Source organism: Echinicola sediminis, from assembly GCF_054777495.1.
This window is the reverse complement of the sequence record NZ_BAAHAP010000011.1, coordinates 13,621-32,949: the sequence shown is the minus strand read 5'-3', so window position 1 is coordinate 32,949 and position 19,329 is coordinate 13,621. Positions and strand designations below refer to the sequence as shown.

General features: G+C 44.8%; 11 protein-coding genes. 10 read left to right on the top strand and 1 reads right to left on the bottom strand.

Translation table 11 applies throughout. The features are described from left to right. Positions 1-163 precede the first annotated feature (163 nt). From ACYVAA_RS04465 to ACYVAA_RS04430, 8 genes are all read left to right on the top strand, one after another. Positions 164-781 (top strand): RNA polymerase sigma factor, encoded by a 618-nt coding sequence (locus tag ACYVAA_RS04465; protein ID WP_460538869.1) that lies wholly within the window; start codon positions 164-166, stop codon positions 779-781. Positions 782-954: 173 nt separating this feature from the next. After that, positions 955-1,989 carry a FecR family protein gene (locus tag ACYVAA_RS04460; protein ID WP_460538868.1) on the top strand — a complete coding sequence of 345 codons (1,035 nt, stop codon included), beginning with the start codon at positions 955-957 and terminating at the stop codon, positions 1,987-1,989. Between the two features lie 125 nt (positions 1,990-2,114). Further along, complete coding sequence (locus tag ACYVAA_RS04455) at positions 2,115-5,588, top strand: SusC/RagA family TonB-linked outer membrane protein (RefSeq protein WP_460538867.1); 3,474 nt, start codon at positions 2,115-2,117, stop codon at positions 5,586-5,588. An 18-nt stretch (positions 5,589-5,606) separates the two neighbouring features. Next, positions 5,607-7,373 (top strand): RagB/SusD family nutrient uptake outer membrane protein, encoded by a 1,767-nt coding sequence (locus tag ACYVAA_RS04450; RefSeq protein ID WP_460538866.1) that lies wholly within the window; start codon positions 5,607-5,609, stop codon positions 7,371-7,373. Positions 7,374-7,529: 156 nt separating this feature from the next. Next, positions 7,530-9,242 (top strand): glycoside hydrolase family 172 protein, encoded by a 1,713-nt coding sequence (locus ACYVAA_RS04445; protein ID WP_460538865.1) that lies wholly within the window; start codon positions 7,530-7,532, stop codon positions 9,240-9,242. A gap of 113 nt (positions 9,243-9,355) precedes the next feature. Beyond that, positions 9,356-11,794, top strand: coding sequence for a hypothetical protein (locus ACYVAA_RS04440; protein ID WP_460538864.1), 2,439 nt, complete (start codon positions 9,356-9,358; stop codon positions 11,792-11,794). Between the two features lie 330 nt (positions 11,795-12,124). Continuing rightward, positions 12,125-14,968 carry a hypothetical protein gene (locus ACYVAA_RS04435; RefSeq protein ID WP_460538863.1) on the top strand — a complete coding sequence of 948 codons (2,844 nt, stop codon included), beginning with the start codon at positions 12,125-12,127 and terminating at the stop codon, positions 14,966-14,968. A 37-nt stretch (positions 14,969-15,005) separates the two neighbouring features. Next, a complete protein-coding gene (locus tag ACYVAA_RS04430; protein WP_460538862.1) occupies positions 15,006-17,096 on the top strand; it encodes an alpha-galactosidase in 2,091 nt (696 codons plus the stop codon). Between the two features lie 100 nt (positions 17,097-17,196). Here ACYVAA_RS04430 and ACYVAA_RS04425 read toward each other — a convergent pair whose 3' ends face one another. Further along, positions 17,197-17,724, bottom strand: coding sequence for an RNA polymerase sigma factor (locus ACYVAA_RS04425; RefSeq protein WP_460538860.1), 528 nt, complete (start codon positions 17,722-17,724; stop codon positions 17,197-17,199). A 255-nt stretch (positions 17,725-17,979) separates the two neighbouring features. Here ACYVAA_RS04425 and ACYVAA_RS04420 point away from each other — a divergent pair, with 255 nt between their 5' ends. Then, on the top strand, positions 17,980-19,077 hold the full coding sequence (locus ACYVAA_RS04420; protein ID WP_460538859.1) for an acyltransferase family protein: 1,098 nt from the start codon (positions 17,980-17,982) through the stop codon (positions 19,075-19,077). A gap of 60 nt (positions 19,078-19,137) precedes the next feature. Beyond that, positions 19,138-19,329, top strand: a complete 192-nt coding sequence (locus tag ACYVAA_RS04415; RefSeq protein ID WP_460538858.1) for a hypothetical protein — start codon at positions 19,138-19,140, stop codon at positions 19,327-19,329.

Genomic DNA, 19,329 nt, shown 5'->3' with positions numbered 1-19,329 from the left:
GATATGGTATTCTCTTGTCCCTGTATTTAAGCTAACAAAGTATTAATATTTGTCAATTATGATGTTTTTCCTTCCTAATCTTTCGAATGTGTATTGATTATTTTTGAAAAATTTCTTTTTTATATATATTAGCTAAGTAGTATTCTTTAATCATGTTTATTGAATGAAAAGTCAGAAGGATTGCGAGCACCTTATTCAAGCCATTGCGGTACGTAATTGCGAGCGGTCTTTTCGTGAGTTTTTCAATCGATTTTACCCGGAATTGTTCGAGACCAGCCTTTATTATGTCAAGAACAATCTGATTGCGGAGGAAGTAGTCAGTGAGCTTTTTGTCAAGCTCTGGGTGAAAAGGGCTTCTTTGACCGAAATTAAAAACATCAGCGCCTATCTTTTTATCAGCACCAAGCGATTATCACTCAATTATCTCAGAACCAGCAGACGGAACCAACTTTACCTAAATGATATAGATACGGAAGTTTGTGTGAGTTTGCAGACTCCTGAAGACCACCTATTAGGAGAGGAGGAGCTTTTGAAAATCAGAAATGCCATAGAGAACCTTCCTGAAAAATGCCGCTTGGTGTTTTTGCTGGTAAAGGAAAAAGGGCTCAAGTATAAAGAAGTGGCCAAAACACTGGATATTTCTGAAAAAATGGTAGAAAAACATGTTTCTACAGCCCTAAAAAAACTGCGTCAAGATTTATCAAGTTCAACTTTTGTCAAGAAAACCATTCCAAATATTATAAAAGCCGTTTCAGGTTTTACTTTTGTTTTTTTCGTATAAATAAACTACAATTCTTTTAAAATGGCTTTATTACTGAGATCCTCCTTTTGAATCCCTTTGTGTAGATTTTATTTCCTGATTTTTTTATAAAAAATTTCGAGTAGAGGTAGGGTAATGGAATGTTCTTGTGTCTTTATGGTCAAAACAACGGTTAGTTACTGCTTTTTGATCAAATGGAAGACAAAGATATTTTCGATATAGTCGGTAAAGTACTTTCTGGTGAGGCCAGTAAAGATGAATTGTTGGTACTGCACCGATGGATGGAGGAGAGTAAGGACAATGCCAGTGCATTTGAAAGAATGAAGTTGGTGTGGGACGCTACCCATGTAGCGCAAAAAATCTCCAACGAAGACCGGGTGTTCAACAAAATCCAAGAAAAGAAGGCTTTTTTGGAGCGGTTTAATTCAGAAGAAGCTCCTGCCAAACCGGATAATGCCTATAGGGAAGAGAGAAGCTACACAAAATTCATTGTGGCTGCAGCGGCCTGCCTGTTATTAGTGATCAGCATTCCTGTTTTTTTCAACATCAATAAAGAAACAGAAACTGTTACTGTTTCCCGATCCCTTACCCATAAGGAAAATGCCAGAGGACAGAAGTCCAAAGTGGTCCTATCAGACGGAACGACCGTATGGCTCAACTCGAGCAGCAAGCTTTCCTATATCAATGGATTCACGGACAGTTTAAGAGAAGTTTACCTGGAGGGAGAGGCTTACTTTGAGGTAGCCAAAAACAAAAACAAACCCTTTGTGGTCCATTCCGGAAAACTCCGAACCACTGTGGTAGGAACCGCCTTTAATGTACGCCATTACCCATCGGACAGCTTTCCAAGTTTGTTTTTGGCAGAAGGAAAGGTGAATTATAGCCATGATTATGGCCTACAAGGTGCAGGGACTTTATTGCCGGGAAATGGGGTGAAATGGGATGAGGATAGGAAGAGAATGATTGAATTTTCTGACAAGGCAGCCAATTGGAACGCTTGGAAAGACGGAGTCCTATTGTTCAATGATCTGGATTTTTTGGCGGCCTTAGCTGAATGCGAAAGATGGTACGATGTGGATTTTATCATAAATGGTACCCCTCCAGCCCAATGGAAATTTACAGGAAAATTTCAGAATGCTTATCTGAAGAGTGTGCTGAACAGTATGCAGTACGGAAAAGCATTTGACTATAAAATCGAAGGAAAAAATATACTGATCACCATAAAATAAGTTGCCTATGACAAAAAAAGCGGCAATACGCTATGTATTGCCCGCCCCCAAATTATCCATTTGATAGTGTCCGCGTGGAAATGGCAGCTATCAATAATTATTTGTTCAATTTAACTGCAAAATTAATGAAAAAAATAATTTTACTTAAACATTGGGGATGGTTAAAGCTGGCAATGTGTGCTATAATCATCCAAACACTTTACCTTCCGGGCAATCAAGCAAGGGCCAATGGCCAAGATGAAAAGACCATAGAGGAGGTTTTTTTGACACTTGATCAAAACTCCTATACGCTCAGCCAGTTGATTTTGCTGATTGAAGAGAAGACAGGTTTTACCTTCAGCTACTACAAAAATGAAATTGACTTAGGTGGAGAAATAAGCCCTACGAAAAAAAGGACTTCCGTTTATGATTTGTTGGTGGAAGTATCCAAGCAACAAAACCTCTCCTTTAGGCAGGTGGATAAATTCATCAATATCAAGCCGAGACAAGTAGCAGACAAAAGCGGAAAGGATGCCATGGCCATTGCCGTGAGGGGGACGGTTTCATCAGCTGATTCCGGCGAGAGTATTCCAGGGGTAAATGTCCGGGTACTGGGGACCAACAAAGGAACTGTTACCGATTTAGACGGAAACTATACCATAGAGGTGACCAATGGAAGTGCTGTTTTGGAGTTCAGCTATATTGGCTTTGAAAATGTGCAGGTGACCGTAGGTACCCGCACGCAAATTGACGTACAGCTGACGGAGTCATCGGAAGGACTGGAAGAGGTGGTAGTTGTAGGATATGGCACCCAGAAAAAAGTGAATTTGACCGGATCCATAGCAGCGGTGAAGACCGACGATATTATCGATGTCCCTTTGGCCAATTTATCCAATGGTCTGGCTGGTAGGGCACCGGGGGTACAAGTGGTGGGTACTTCAGGATTGGCCGGAGCCAGTTCCTCCATTAGAATAAGGGGAAGTGACGGTGAACCACTTTATGTGATCAATGGGGTGATCCGGAGTAAAGCCGATTTTGATGCATTGAATCCCAACGAAGTAGAAAACATCAGCTTTTTGAAAGATGCGGCAAGTGCGGCCATTTATGGTTCCAGTGCCGGGGACGGGGTGGTTTTGGTGACCACAAAAGGAGGAAACAATCAGAAACCGGTTTTTGAGTACCGAGGCAATTATTCGGCATCAGAATCAACCAGGCCGATACAAGGTTTCAGTGCCCAAGAGGAAATCACATTTCTTAATAATGCCGCAATAACCAGGGGATTGCCAGAGCCCTATGGGCAGGAGATCCTTGATTATTTCTCTGATAAATCCTATGGGATCAACGATTTAATATGGCAGACGCCTACCGTTCAAGAGCATAACTTGAGTGTAAGAGGAGGTACTGAGGATGTGAATTATTACGTGCAGATGGGGTACCATACCGAAGAGGGATCCTATAAGAACCTGGGGTATGACCGCTACAATTTCCGGTCGGATATCAGCGCAAAAATCACGGAAAGCCTGAAAATGAGCTTAAACCTAAGCGGCAACCAACGAAACTATAACCGTTGGTACTGGCCTTATGACGGGGCTGAGGATTTCAATGTGGGGGATTTTTACCGGGCTACCTTTAACTGGACCAGACTGTATCCTTTCTATGTGGATGAAGCAGGTAACCCGACCAACAATCCCAGCGATTTTCCAGTAAAACCGGCAGGGGGATGGCATCCGCCCCATTTGATGCTCAACGAAGGGGGATACCGGGATACAAGGTACCGTACATTTGACGGCATCCTGAAGTTGGATTTGGATCTGGGTCAATACGTGAAGGGCTTGAGCACCAGTGTGCAAGGGAATATCAATGCTTACGACCGGAATATGAAATCTTTCGTCATCCACAACAAGTATTATATTTTCCAATCGGGCAGCACGACCAATAAATTTGTTCCGGGACCGGTGGACCTTAGTCAGACCGGTTCTCATAACCTGAGCTCAGGATATGAAAACATCCAGGAGAACATTACCCTTTCAAACGCTTACCAGCTCAATTGGTACCTGAACTATAACCGGACTTTTGGCCAGCATGAAATAAGTGCCCTGGCAGTTTATGAGCAGGCTGGGTCCAATAGCAAGAATATCAATGGTAGAGCAGAGAGCCTTCTTTCCACTTCTATCGATCAGATTTACAATACCTCCAGCGATACGGAGAGAAGATGGTTTAGCGGAAGTGAAGGGGAGTTTGCCAGAGCTTCTTGGATAGGAAGGGCCAATTATTCCTTTGCTCAGAAATACATTGCGGAGTTTTCCTTCCGGTACGATGGTAATTATAAGTTTGCTCCGGGTAAACAGTGGGGATTCTTTCCTTCCGGATCCATGGCCTGGAGAATCAGCGAGGAGCCATTTATCAAGGATCTTTCCTTGTTTGACGATTTAAAATTAAGGGCTTCATATGGTACTACCGGTAGTGATAGCGGTATAAATGCCTGGCGCTGGGGGCAGGTTTACCAGAAAACTACAGGATATGTTTTTGGTAGCTCCTTGAGTGACGGTTTGGAGCCTGGAGCCGTTCCGAATCCTGACATTACCTGGTCCACCATTTCCATGTGGGATATTGGGTTGGAATTTGGTTTCCTCAATAACCGGTTGGTTGGTGAAATGGATATCTGGGGCAAAACCGAAAGTGATATTCTGGGAACACGTTTGGGAACTACCCCGACGACTTATGGCGCCTCTTTACCTGCAGTTAATTATGGGCAAAGATCATGGAAAGGCTTTGAAATCAACATGGACTGGCGCGACAGGATAGGTGAACTCAAATACAGTGTATATGGTAACCTGGGTTTTGCCAAGGACCAGTGGGATCTTTGGGATGAGCCGGAGTCCTATACAGACGGTACTTATGAGGGCAATTGGAGAAGCAGGATAGGTAGGCCCGACAATAGGGTGTCCGGTTATATTTCCAAAGGCATTATACGTACCCAAGAGCAATTGGATGCTTTGCCGGAAGGCTTTACCCAGTTTGGACGTGAGCCGATGTTGGGAACCATTCTTTTTGAAGATATCCGTGGGGCAAACTATTCTGAAGGTCCTGACGGTAAAATCGACGGCAACGATGTGACCTACCTAAGTGATAATGGAACTCCTAGAATAAATTACGGTGTAGGCTTTAGGGGAGAATGGAAAGGTTTCAGCTTAAACGCCCACTTCCAGGGAGTAGGCGCTTATGACCGGATGGTAAGCACCCGAAACGGTGGCGGAGTATTCCAGGTGGGAGACCGCCCTTATTTCGATATTTGGGCCCGAGATTACTGGACTCCTGAGAACCCTAACGCGCCCTATCCCAGGGTAAACGGACAGTGGATGCAACCGGAATTCGGTGGCGGGGCCTCAAGTTTTTGGATGAGGAACGGTGCCTACCTGAGGTTGAAAAACCTAAACCTTGGCTACTCACTTCCTCAGCGATGGTTCGATGGACTGGGCATCAACAAGGTACAAGTTTATGGAAATGCCACCAACCTATTTGTCATCACCGACTTAAAGGAGCATGATCCGGAACAGGCCACACTGGATTCCTATCCATTGATGAAAACCTTTACAGGAGGCCTTACTGTACAGTTTTAATCACATAATCAGAAAATCATGAAAGATAGAAGATATAATCCTTTGATGAAAAGAGGCTTGGCACTCATACTGAGCTTGGGGCTGATGCTGTCCGCTTGCGACAATGTGTTGGACGAGGTGAAGGACCTCAGCAATTATCCCGGCCAAGGAACATTTGATGACGAGCAAACGGTAAATGCTTATCTCTCGGCTTTGTATGGGAGTACTTTTTCTGGTTGGCCGCTTAACTTCGGCAATAATGCCGATGAGAGTGGGGGGATAATCGGTCCTGACTGGATCACAGAAAATAACGGTACCATGAAGTTTTGGCCCTATGATGTGGTCAGAAGGGTGAACATCATGTTGAAAGAGCTGCCTTTAGGAAAATTAGCAGCAGAAGATCAGGTGGAACTGGAAGCCCAGGCCAAGTTCATCAGGGCTTACCTGTATTTTAAGATGGTCTACTACCATGGCGGTGTGCCGATCATTACGGAGCCCCAAAATTTGGAGGATGAGCTGAATGTTTCCCGAAATTCCTCGGCAGAGTGCTTTGAGTTTATCCTCAAGGACTTGGATGATGCCATTGCTGCCTTACCGACAAAATATGAGGGAAATGATTTTGGTAGAGTAGATCAGGCCGCTGCAAAGGCTTTTAAGGGAAAGGTTTTGCTTTACAAAGCTTCACCACAGTTCAACCCCTCCAATCCTTATGATAATAGTCACTGGGAGGATGCCTATCAGGCAAATGCAGAAGCCAAGCAGTTTTTGGATGCCAATGGTTATGGCCTGTTGGAAAACTATTCGGATGTGTTCGAAACATCCCAGCATAAGGAGAATGTATTTTCAGTGGTGTATGTGGATCCCATCAAGACCAATGGGAGAAGGGAAGATGCCGTAAGGCCGCTTTCCGAATCCAAGAATGCCACCGGTGGAGATCAGCCTATTTGGGCCTTGGCTGAGGCTTTCCCCATGAAAGATGGAAAAATGCCCGGTGACCCAACTTCTGCCTATGCCTATAACCTGCAGACTTATTGGGAAAACCGTGACCCGAGATTCGAAGCTACCCTGGTATGGAACGGTGCCAATTACCCCTTGAGTGGAAAATCAGATAGAAGACAGTATACCATGTCCAATATTGCCCTGCCAGTGGATGCCTTTGGCTATATCGTCCAGGGGGAAAGCCATTACAGGACAGGACTTTACTGCAGAAAGGGGATCATGGAAGAACTTTCCCAGGAGCTGGTCAATATTAATGATGTGGACTGGCCTGAGATCCGCTATGTTGAGGTTTTGTTTAATTATGCTGAGGCAGCCAATGAAACCGGCCGTTCGGCTGAAGCCTTCCAGGTATTGAAGGATATCAGGCAAAGAGCCGGGATAGAAGCGGGTGATGATGGTAACTTTGGTTTGTCCGCAGGGATGTCCAGAGCAGAGATGCGGGAGGCGATCCTCCATGAAAAATACATTGAAATGGCCTTTGAGGGACAACGTTTTTGGGACTTAAGAAGACACAGAATGCTGGATAAGCTGGATGGCTTGAGGAAATACGGGGTAATGGCCATGGAAGTCAATGGCAGGACCTTTGATCAAGTGACACCCGAGGATATTTCCGCGGCAAACAACAATGCTCTTTTACCAACGGACTTTGATTATGAAGTGGTAGAATTGATCACCAATGGACCCAAGCAAATGTCCATGCCCGAGAAATATTATTTCTTCCCCATACAGTTGAACCATATCGATAGAAACTCCAACCTGGAGCAGAATATCGGTTGGGAAGGGGGGACCTTTGATCCGACACTTTAAAAGATACCATTAATCTAAATTTCACGGAGGCTGTCTTATAATAAGGGAATAGGTCATCGGTGGCAAAGCGAAGTGATCTTGGTGTGCATTCATTGCACCTATAAGGGGATTGCCATGACTAGAACTTATGAGACAGCCTCTGTTGTACCTCATTTTATGAAAAATAGTAAACCCCTTTATTTTCTATTCATCTATTTAGGCCTATTGCTACTGCCTTTGGGTAGTAAAGCACAGGTTACGTTTGCCTCTTTACTTAAGGAAATGACCGATAGGAAAAGCCTTTCCGAATGGCCTGAACCTTTTTATTTGACCAAACAGGCATCAAGTTATTCGAGGGAATCGGTCAACAAGCAAAACCTGGAAGCCGATGCAGGGTATTTTACAGGGAATTACGGAGACCAGGGAGCCCCGAGAGATTGGGGGCAGGGTTGGTTTGAAAATCACGATTTCAGTCAGTACATAAGAACGGAAGTTAACCAAGAAAGGAAAGAGGATGTCATGTTTGAAGACAATGGACCTGGGGCAATTGTCAGGTTTTGGGCGGTCTATGGTGGCATTCCCGATGAGCTGGGAGGGATATACAGGGTGTATATAGATGGGAATCCTTTTCCGGTAATCGAAATGTACCATAAAAATATGGTGGGTGGCAAAGGGCTAATAGGGAAACCCTTTAGTTTTTTTGCCCCTGAAAAAGCAGAAAACGATACATGGAGAGGCAGGAACCTTATTTTACCGATCCCTTATGGAAAAAGCTGTAAGATAACCTACGATGGCGAGCACAAATACGATCATATCGAAGGCTGGAAAGGACATTATTATCAAATTAACTACCGGTCCTATTCAGCGGGTACGAAGGTGGAGAGTTTTGGAGAAAACACCCTGAAAGCTTACCAAACTGAAATAGCAAAGGCCGCTGAAAAGCTGGCGGAAAAACCCGAAATAAGGCATCCAAAAATTAAGGAAGGAAATATCAGCCTAGGTCCAGGCCAATCTTTTGTCAAGAAAATCAAAGGGAGCCAAGCAATTGATTTTTTCCAAACCCGTATTGCTGCAGCCGATCAGGAGCAGGCGCTGAGATCTACGGTGGTTTCCATCAGTTTTGATGGGAAAGAAACGGTTTGGTGTCCAATAGGCCAGTTTTATGGCATTGGCTATTTGCTCCGGCCTCACCAGACCTATTACAGTAAAGTGGATGCCTCTGGGCTGATGTCCTCTTCTTGGGTGATGCCTTTTGAAAAGGAAGCTACCGTGAAAATCACCAACTATGGTGATCAGGAAGTGGTTCTTGAAGAATTTGCCATGGATCATAAGACCTACGCATGGTCTGATCAAAGCATGTACTTTCATGGCACTTGGAAAGAAACGAGGGGCTTAAATACACAACTCAGAAGTGACTATAATTACGTTACTGTAAAAGGCAGGGGAGTCTTTGTGGGAGATAACCTGACCTTATTCAATTCATTTCCCGATACCTCCGGTATCAATTGGTGGGGGGAAGGCGACGAGAAGATCTATGTAGACCATGAACCTTTTCCCTCCCATTTCGGAACTGGAACAGAGGATTATTATTGCTATGCCTATTGCAGACCGCAGCCATTTTCTTCCCCTATAGCTTCACAGCCCGTCGGAGAGGGGAATAAGACGCCCGGTGTTACCTCCAATAATCGGCATCGCTTGTTGGATGCCATTCCTTTTAAGGAAGCATTTACCTTTGATATGGAAATCTGGCATCCACATAGGGCAGCTATGAACTATAGTCCGGCTACCTTTTATTATGCTTTCAGGAATGCGGAAGACAATATCGATCAAGATGTCCATGGTGTTTCGCAAAAGGTGGCCCTGGATCTTGAAGAAGTTGCTGAAAAATAACCGCTGCATTTTCCGGTAGGATCTAGATGAAGATAACCCTTGAAGAATTTCCTCAACGAGCCAGTGAATGGAGAAACAACTAATGAGTAACATCATAAAAGGATAGAGAAACAATGAAAAATCAACCAGCTTGGTTCCGTAATGCGCTTGCGAGCATTCTTTTAGGCCTGTTATTATGGTCTTGCAACGAGGCCAATTTAGCATTAGAGACGGACTCCATAAAAATCAGCCTAGATGAAAGGAGTAAAATAACGGCTATTATTGACAAGGCAAGCAGTCAGGAAGTACACTATGAATCGGACAGCAACTACCTTTTTTCCATAGCCATAGACAAGGAAGTCTATTTTCCAAAAAGAATGGAAGTGGAGAGTAAAAAACAACAGATCAGGCTTCAATTTGATCAGGATGATGTACTTGCCACGATCGGGTATACCGTTTCAGACAGGTACCTGACTTTTGAACTCCTTGACATTACACATCCACAAGTGGTTGAAAACATCATTTGGGGGCCCTTTAGGCTGAATATGTCCAAGACCATAGGGGAAACCGTGGGAGTGGTGCAGGGTGAAAACTTTGCCCTTGGCATCCAGGCCTTGAATATAAAAACCTTGGGAGGCTATCCCACCAATGCCGACGACACAGAACCTGCCTATGATATTTTTGCCACCAACAGCCTAACCGATGTTTCTGATAGTGTAAAAGTGCTTTACAGGGGGCAAACGGCTAGAAAAACGGCCTATGGCAGCAAGCTTCAGGCCTACACGAGAAACCGTCAAAAGGATAAGGTGATTCCCGTTTGGGGACATGAAAATTATGCAGTGGAGGCATTTGATGATGGGGGCGTCATCGGATCGAAAATAGCCATTTTTGGTGCAAAGCCATCGGAAGCTTTGAACACTATAGGGGAGATTGAACTGGCCGAAGGCTTGCCCCATCCAATGATCGAGGGAGAATGGGCCAAAACCTCAGCTGAATCAACGGCCTCTTACCTGATTATGCCATTTGGAGTGGATAATATGGAAGAAGCGCTCGCTTTGACCAAGCGTGCGGGATTGAAATATTTGTACCATGGTGGGCCTTTTACCACATGGGGACATTTTAAGTTGAACGAAAAGGAGTTCCCTGAAAACTGGTCCAGCATGAAAGCGCTTGTTTCCCAGGCAGAAAGCCAGGGGGTGCATTTGGGAGTCCATACCCTTTCGAATTTTATCACTACCAATGATCCTTACGTAAGCCCTGTCCCCGATGAAAGACTGGCGAAGGTGGGAGCATCCAAGCTCAGCAAAGACATTGATGCCTCTGCAGGGGAAATTTTTATTGAGGAGCCTAACTTCTTCAATCAAATGAAAAACAATAACCTACATACCGTAGTGGTGGGGGAGGAATTGATCCGGTACGAAAAGGTTTCCTCCTCAGCACCCTGGAGGTTGATCAACTGCGAAAGGGGAGCCTTTGGCACCAAGGCCTCTGCTCATGAAAAAGGAAGTGAAATCAGCAAACTGATGGACCATGGCTATAAGACCTTTTTGAGCAATACCGAGCTGTCCAGAGAAATTGCCGAAAGGATTGCGGAATTTTGCAACCAAACCAATATCCGACAGATTTCTTTTGATGGCCTGGAAGGCAACTGGTCCAATGGCATGGGGCAATATTCCCGGCAATTGTTTGTGAAAACTTGGTATGAACACCTGAAGCCTGAGTTGAAAGGACAGGTGATCAATGATGCCTCTAATCCAGGGCATTATTTCTGGCACATATTTACACGGATGAACTGGGGGGAGCCTTGGTACGCAGGTTTTAGGGAAAGCCAGACCCAGTACCGGTTGATGAACCAGGATTATTTTGACAGGAATTTGATGCCCAATATGTTGGGCTGGTTTTCACTTTCACCCCAGACCAGTATTATGGATGCGGAGTGGCTATTGGCCAGGGCCGCCGGTTTTGATGCTGGCTTTGGTTTGGCCACCTCCTTTGAAGCAGTAAGAAGTAATGGCCGGATAGATGAACTGCTGGAGAAAATCAAGATTTGGGAAGAGGCAAGATTAGCTGGGGCTTTTAGCGAGGAGCAAAAAGCACGTTTAAAGGATATCAATAATGAGTTTACACTGACCCGGCAGAATGAAGACCAGTGGGAGCTAAGAGAGGTCCATTCGGACATCCATCAACTCCTCAAAAAGGAGAAGCAGCCAGGAGAGCCGGTTTCCTACAAGTTGGACTTCAATAACCCCTATGAGGAGCAGGCTTTAGGCCTTCTGCTGAGTTCAAAGGGCAATCAGAAAATTTCCAAGGTTATGCTTGAAATCGATAATTATTCGAAAATTGAGATCCCCGTAGAGCTGGCAGAGGGCAATTTATTGGCTTATGATGGGGGGCAGCACGCCGTACTTTATGATAGCCAATGGAAAAAACTGAAAGAAGTACCGATGGATGGCTCCAAGATGAGTGTTTCCCCGGGAAGCCATTCGCTCATTTGGGATATGGAAGCCAGTAATGGCACTGAGATGAAGGTTGAATTGACCGTAAAAGGCAATGCCGTCCTACTTCAAAAGTAATTCAAAAAGCAGGGACATTGTGACAATTAATAAGCAAAACTGAAATCATTGCCAGTTAGTTAAGCCAAATCAAGCCAGTAACCATGAAGAAATGGAGGGCATTAAGTGCAGCTGCTACCTTCTCTTCACACCTTAATGGCTAAATTAAGGGAATCTGTGAAAAAGTTAACCATGAAATTTAGGCTGTATACCGCTTTTGTCCTAGAAGGGGGCAGTTGATTTATTTCCTTAAATCGTCATATCTAGACGGAATTGAATCCGGGTCAAAGAGAGAGGATAAGCTGCTTAGATAATAAAAGAAACTAAGTACTATTAAAAGTTAATAGCATTATGAAATTAATTTGTAGTCTGATTGTATCAGCACTCTGGGCCGGCTTTTTTTTCAAAGCCGAGGCACAAGGTTTGGATAAGTATCCAACTTATAATAAGGAAGCGGTTAAGGAAAAGGGAGATTGGTTGATCCAAGCTTCTTCCCAAAAAACCGGGGTTTATACCACTTCCGACGGGAATTTGGTCTTAAGCAACGGATTGATCAGCCGGGTTTTTGAGGTGGAAAAGGCCGGGGCAACGGTTGGGCTGGAAAACCTGATGACCGGTGAAAACATGCTCCGCTCCATTCGGTCTGAGGCAGAGGTGATTGTGAATGGCATCAAACTTCCCGTGGGGGGGCTGACAGGACAGCCGGTGCATAATTATTTATTGGATGAATGGATAGCGGACATGGAAAGTGATCCGGCAGCTTTGAGCCTTGAGGACTTTTCGGTGGGGGATACAGAGCCCCGTTTTGAATGGCAAAAAAGGCTGGAGTGGATGCCCAGAGATGTGGATTGGCCGGCTCCGGGAAAGCAGCTGGTCTTCACTTATGGGGTAAATGAAGCGCTTATCGGTTTTTTAAAAGATCAATCGAGCACGGATGAAGGGAGAAAACCCTTGATCATCGATGCCTTTGAGAAACTGGAAGAAAACTGGAAGGTATATGACTCTGATGCCGATGAACGGAATTCATTTATCAATGAGGGAAAAGCCGGTGAAATCATGGCCATGGCCAACCACCATGTATTTGCAGAACAAAAGAGCCCCCAAAACGCGAAAGTATGGATAGCGGAGATCGACCCGGGAACCGATAAGTCTTCGACATGGGGACCTGGAATGGCACTGAAAAGCGAGGCGGGTTACATCTATAAAATCAATCTCCGTCCCGGGGACCGTAGTTTTGGGATTTTTGATGGCAGCAGGGAAATGAAGCTGGGGAAGCTGGAAGAAGGTAAAAAAGTATTTTTAAGGGCTGAACAAAAACCCGCGGGCATAGCCTTCTCTTATTCTTATGATGGGAAGTTGTTTGAGCAGCTGGCACTTGTCAAAACTGCTGGGCCTAAGATTGAAGCCTTTCGGGTAGGTAAAATGGATGCCAAGGGCGGGGCCGGTGACCATGCCCAAAGTGGGGAAAGAGGAAGAAGCCATGTGAACCAGGTTTGGGTCCTGGGGGATCTCAACGAAAAGGCTTCCGCTGCCCAGTTAGCTGAACTGGCCTATTTAAAGCAACTGAAAGTGAAGGTCTATTACGAAATGTACGATGGAATTCCTTTGATGTCAAAATGGATAGAAATAATCAATGGAGCTGAAGAAAATATAGTCGTTGACCGGTTCAAGAGTGAGATACTGGCCTTGGTCGAGGCTGAAAGTGCCGTTGATAATAAGGTGGAATGGATCAAGCCCAATGTGACAATAGAGACGGACTACCGGTTTGGCGGCATGTCACCGGATAACCTTTATTCAAGCAGTATCGCTTGGAATACCGATCCCGCGTACAAAACCCAGGTGAATTATGGGCTGAAGACGCCTGTATTATTGGAAGCTTATCCCAAACTGGGGCCTATGAAAACCCTGGAGCCCGGGGAAAGCATGAAGAGTTTCAGGACCTGGGAACTGTTCCATGACAGTTGGGACAGGGAAAGAATAGGGCTTGCCCAAAAAAGAATGTACCGTTCCCAGTCCCCTTGGATAAGCGAAAACCCCATTATGATGCATGTCAGAAATGCTGATAATGAATCTGTGAAAAAAGCCATTGACCAATGTGCGGAAGTGGGTTTTGAAATGGTGATCATGACTTTTGGAAGTGGTTTTCAAATAGAAAATGATAGTCCGGAAAACCTGGGCAGAATGAAGGAGCTGGCAGATTATGCCCATTCCAAAGGGGTTGCTTTGGGAGGCTATTCTTTGTTGGCCAGTAGAAGTATCAACAAAGAAAACGATGTGGTGATGCCTGAAGGGCAAAAGCCACGGTTTGGCCATTCCCCCTGTTTGGAAAGTGAGTGGGGAATAAATTATTTCCAGAAGTTATATGCTTTTTATGAAAAGACCGGTCAGGATATTTTGGAGCATGACGGCAGTTATCCGGGAGATGTATGTGCAAGCCACGATCACCCTGGCCATAAAGGGCTTGAAGATTCCCAATGGAACCAGTATGAGACCATTCAGCGGTTTTATGAATGGTGCAGGGGCAAAGGCATCTTCCTGAACGTGCCGGATCATTACTTTATGGCCGGAAGTAACAAAACAGGCATGGGCTATCGGGAAACCAATTGGTCCTTACCCAGAGCCCAACAGGAAATCATCGAGCGGCAGAACATCTATGACGGCACCTGGCAAAAGACCCCGAGCATGGGATGGATGTTTGTGCCACTGGTGGAGTATCATGGAGGAGGGAAAGCAGCGACCATCGAACCGCTAAAAGATCATTTGCCGCATTATGAGCAGAGACTGGCCAATCTTTTTGGGGCAGGGGTACAGGCATGTTATCGTGGACCACAGTTGTACGACAGTCCAAAGACCAAGGAAATTGTCAAAAAATGGGTGGATTTCTATAAGAAACACCGTGAAGTTTTGGACGGGGATCTTGTGCACATTCGCCGCCCCGATGGAAGGGATTATGACGGTCTGCTGCATGTCAATCCACATGGAGAGGAAAAAGGTCTGGTGATGCTGTACAATCCTTTGGAAGTGCCTATTGTCAAAACCATCACTGTCAATCTTTACTATACGGGTCTTACTGACCAAGCCCGTCTTACCAACAGTGAGGGTAAAGCAATGGATATAAAACTGAAAAGGGACTATACCATTGATCTACCGGTGAGCATCCCTGCCAAAAGCCAGCAATGGTTTATTGTTAAATAATGGATTCCTTCCACTGAGTATTAATCTGAAAGAATAAATGATCAATAAAATCAAATATACAGCAGTTTTCTGCCTGATAGCCCTGATGAGCATTGGGCAGATTGCTGCCAAGGAAAAAAGCTACGAGCTATCCAATGGCCATATCAGCAGGATAGTTAAGGTAAAGGATGGCGTCATAAGAACCACCCATTTGGTCAATACATCGACCAAGGAAGTTATTCCCCTTAAATCAATCGCGGAGTTTCAACTGAGGGTTTCTGACGGAACCGGAAAAACAAATACGGACAGGACCCTTGATTCCGATGATTTCAAGATCGAAAAGGTACTGGTGAATTCAAGAAATGAGTTGTCGTTTCTGTTGAGCAACAAGCAGGAGAATATACAGGCCGAGTTAACTTATGAACTGAAGAAGGATGAATTTTTTACCCGGAAGTATTTGAAGATTAAGGCACAAAAGCGCTTGGTGTTGGAAAGGGTAGATTTGGAAGTAATGGATGGTGGGCTTATACAGCCTTATCAAAAGAAATTGATTACTGCCCAAGGCCCTGCCCAATGGAAACCTGGTTTGGGCCAGCCTCTTTTTGGGGATGAAAAGCCCTTTTTTATGGGCGTGGAGTTTCCTGCCAGTGATAATTTTGTTGGGCCGGATCAGCGGGCCTTTTGCGGCTATCTATGGGGCAGGGAGCTCAAGGCAGGAGAATCTTATGTAAGCTATCCCTCCGTTATAGGGATTGGCGATGAGAGGAAAACCCTTGATAGGACTTTTCAATCCTACATAGATAAAATAAGGATCAGGCCTCATCGCTTACAGGTGCAATACAATAGCTGGTTTGATTTTGGACAGGGCGTGAGCAAAGAAAAGTTTGAGAGCAGTGTTCGAAAAGTCCATGAGGAATTGGTGGTAAAACGTGGAGTACCTCCATTGAACGCCTATGTTATTGACGACGGCTGGCAGGATGTAAAGGCGGACTGGTCTGACCAAGTGTGGAAGGTGAATGATAAGTTTGACCCGGATTTTTCCAGCAGTTTTGACCTGATGGGAGCCGCGGACTCCAAGCTGGGGCTGTGGTTGAGTCCAGGATGTCTTTTTGGCGCCCAAGCGGCTGCCAAGAATATGGGCAAGCAAGGCTTTGAGTTATTGGGCAACTGGATGAGTATGGCTGGCCCGAAATATATGGGGCTTTTGGAAAACCGTATGCTTGAACTGACTGAAAATGGCGTGTCCTATTTTAAACTGGACGGGATTTTCGGACACCTGAATATCAGGGAATATGAGCTTAAGGGAAGCGGATATGGTGTTGCAGAAATGCCCCAACTGGGCACCGAGAAGTTAAGCCCATCCGATAGCCTTTTGAACGATTCAAAATTTGATGAGTTGAAAACCTATTACCTGGCAGCAGGCACAGAAAGGCTAATGGAGATCTTTAAAAAGCAACATGAGATTAATCCAGAGGTATATATCGTGATTTCCAATGGGGCCTATTTAAGTCCTTGGTGGTTGATGCATATTGATGCGGTGTGGATGATCAATGCAGGGGATGCCGCCAGGGGCAGTTCAAGGACAGAGGAGCTGGTGTACAGGGATGGTGTTTATTATGATATTTGGAAGGAAGAAAACACCCAATATCCCATGAACTCGATTTTTAACCATGAACCAAAAAAGACCAAAACCGGAGAAAGCAAGGAAGAGTTTCTGAGCTATTTGATGATGAACCTTTCCAGGGGGACGGGCTTTGTGGAGCTGTACCTGAAGACCCAGCAGCTGTCCGATGCGGACTGGGAGGTACTGGCAGAGGGCTTAAAATGGGCGCACCGGGCAATCCCTTATTTCAACTATGTCACCATGCACGGCGGGGACCCCGAAAAACAACAGGTGTATGGCTATAGTGGATGGAGCGAAAAAGGCGGCTACCTATCCCTCCATAATCCGGATACCTCCGCTTCGGTGAATTATAAGGTGTCGCTGGATGAGCATATTGGATTAGAAAAAAGTGATCAGCGTTTTGATATGAGGGCTGTGGTGGGGCAGCTCCCCGAAGAAAAGCAAAAATTCCATTATGGTGATCAACTTGAACTGGAGGTAGGGCCAGGAGAAATCCTATTGATCGAATTTGACAGCGTAAAGTAACCATCAATAAAGTGAACGCCCCTCCGGTCAAAGGAGGGGATGTTCGCTGCAAACAAACGTTTACCCATCAACCTATCTTTTCTCTTCCATGATAAGTGGTTCAGGGCATTTCTTCTCGAATCAATGCCTTGGCTTTTATCAGTTGGTTTTTCACCGTATTGATAGAAATAGCCAATTCATTGGCGATTTCCTGATAGGACTTTTTGTGAAAGATATTCAATTCCAAGACCAGTTTTCTTTTGGGAGAAAGCTGCCCGATCAATTCCTCCAATTTTTCCAGCTGCATTTCCTTTTGCTCTTTATCCTCTTGGTTTGAGGATGCGATGTTTGCCCAAAATTGCTCCTTCAGCTTAGCATCTTTTTTGACCTTTTTAAAGTAATCAAATATTTCATTTTTTACCGCTGCAAAAAGGTAGGAACTGAAATTCATTTCGGGGTTGATTTTGTGGCTCCGTGAAAGAATCTTGGTAAATACCTCATGAAATACGTTTTCGGCTTCCTCAGGGTCTTTTAAAATGGAAGTAGCAAAGCGGATTACCGGCACCCTGTAATACCGATAGATATGATCGGTAGCTGCTTGATCGCCGGCTATAAAGTTGATTAAAATCTGTTTGTTAGGTTGATTCATGGTAAACTTATTTGATTTCCATAGAATAAAGATCCATTATATCTGCTATAATGATTTCGCAAATCACGTATTTAAAACCTCAATTTGCGACTTAGTTGGTTTTGTTATTGGTTGATTTATAGAAGTTTAAGGTTGTGTTAAATTATTGCATACCCATTCGAAAAATCAAGCGGGGAATGAAGTCTTACCGGCAATAGCCTTATCCGCCTCTTTGGAGTATTATTTAATGTTAACACCAAGGGACAAATCAAAAGGATGAAAAACACAAATAAACGACTGCTATCACTCGATGCGATTAGGGGAGCAACCATAGCAGCAATGATTCTGGTAAATTTTCCGGGTAGTTGGAACCATGTTTTCAGCCCCCTTTTACATGCAGAATGGAACGGGATTACAGTTACGGATTTTATATTTCCCTTTTTCTTATTTATCGTGGGGGTATCCATTGTTTTGGCCTATTCCAAGCGGTTGCAGGATGGCAGAAAGGACAAGTCTTTATACCAAAAGTTACTGTTCCGTGGCATCAAAATTTTTGCTTTGGGGGTTTTGCTGGGATTGATTCCGGCATTTGAATTTTCCGAGGTCCGTATTGCAGGAGTATTGCAGCGCATTGCCATCGTTTTTGTGGTTTGCACCCTGATATTTCTTCATATGGATTGGAAGAAGCAGGTTTATACCTTATTAGGCCTGTTGGTTGGGTATTGGCTGATCATGGTTTTGGTCCCGTATCCCGGAAGCGGGGAGGTATTATTGGAGCCAGGCAGGAATGTAGCCGCTTGGATAGACCAGTTATTGCTTCCCGGAAAGATGTGGAATGGCTCTTGGGACCCAGAGGGTATTTTCAGCACTTTGCCGGCAATAGGTACAGGTATCCTGGGCATGCTGGCAGGACAGTTACTGCTCAGTTCCCTGAGTGAAGGTGAAAAAGCATTGAGGTTAATGGTTGCGGGCATGATGCTGACCCTTGTAGGCTTATTTTGGTCCCTGTTTTTCCCAATCAACAAAAACCTATGGACCAGTTCTTATGTGCTGGTGACCGGTGGGGTAGCCTGTGGGTTCTTGGGGACATTTTACTATTGGATAGATATTAAGGGCAAAGACAAGGGAATAAGTCCCTGGATAGTTTTCGGATCCAATGCCATTGCGGTGTATGTCCTGGCAGATGTGCTTTCACTATTTTTTTATGTGTGGCCACTGGGAGAAAGCAGCTTGAGCGAGCGCTTTATGTTTTCGGCCATTGAGGCCGGAGCGCTGCCAGAAATGGCCAGCATGGTGTTTGGACTGCTTTTTGTACTTATCAATTTTGTTCCTGCCTATGTGCTTTATCAAAAGCGGATTTTCATCAAACTTTGATTGACCAAGGTTCAAGGTGATGGGCGGGAGTGATGCTGTATTTGAATAGGATGATAAAAGATGATGAAAAAGGAATTCCCAGCGCTTTTGATGCAAAAATTGATGGCTGGACAAATCAGTAGGGAGGAGTTTGACCACCTAGTACAGGCCATCGAGGAAGGTGAAGGTGATGCCGAGGTGGAAGAACTGATGAAAAACCATTTTGACAGGCTATTGGAGGAAATTCATGGCAAGGACAGCGGGGAGGAATAG

What these genes read in the sequence shown, in the direction of transcription:
- ACYVAA_RS04460 (WP_460538868.1), top strand. Translation starts at nt 955, where the DNA reads ATGGAAGACAAAGATATTTTCGATATAGTCGGTAAAGTACTTTCTGGT.
- ACYVAA_RS04435 (WP_460538863.1), top strand. Translation starts at nt 12,125, where the DNA reads ATGAAATTAATTTGTAGTCTGATTGTATCAGCACTCTGGGCCGGCTTT.
- ACYVAA_RS04450 (WP_460538866.1), top strand. Translation starts at nt 5,607, where the DNA reads ATGAAAGATAGAAGATATAATCCTTTGATGAAAAGAGGCTTGGCACTC.
- ACYVAA_RS04425 (WP_460538860.1), bottom strand. Translation starts at nt 17,724, where the DNA reads ATGAATCAACCTAACAAACAGATTTTAATCAACTTTATAGCCGGCGAT.
- ACYVAA_RS04455 (WP_460538867.1), top strand. Translation starts at nt 2,115, where the DNA reads ATGAAAAAAATAATTTTACTTAAACATTGGGGATGGTTAAAGCTGGCA.
- ACYVAA_RS04440 (WP_460538864.1), top strand. Translation starts at nt 9,356, where the DNA reads ATGAAAAATCAACCAGCTTGGTTCCGTAATGCGCTTGCGAGCATTCTT.
- ACYVAA_RS04465 (WP_460538869.1), top strand. Translation starts at nt 164, where the DNA reads ATGAAAAGTCAGAAGGATTGCGAGCACCTTATTCAAGCCATTGCGGTA.
- ACYVAA_RS04415 (WP_460538858.1), top strand. Translation starts at nt 19,138, where the DNA reads ATGATGAAAAAGGAATTCCCAGCGCTTTTGATGCAAAAATTGATGGCT.
- ACYVAA_RS04420 (WP_460538859.1), top strand. Translation starts at nt 17,980, where the DNA reads ATGAAAAACACAAATAAACGACTGCTATCACTCGATGCGATTAGGGGA.
- ACYVAA_RS04430 (WP_460538862.1), top strand. Translation starts at nt 15,006, where the DNA reads ATGATCAATAAAATCAAATATACAGCAGTTTTCTGCCTGATAGCCCTG.
- ACYVAA_RS04445 (WP_460538865.1), top strand. Translation starts at nt 7,530, where the DNA reads ATGAAAAATAGTAAACCCCTTTATTTTCTATTCATCTATTTAGGCCTA.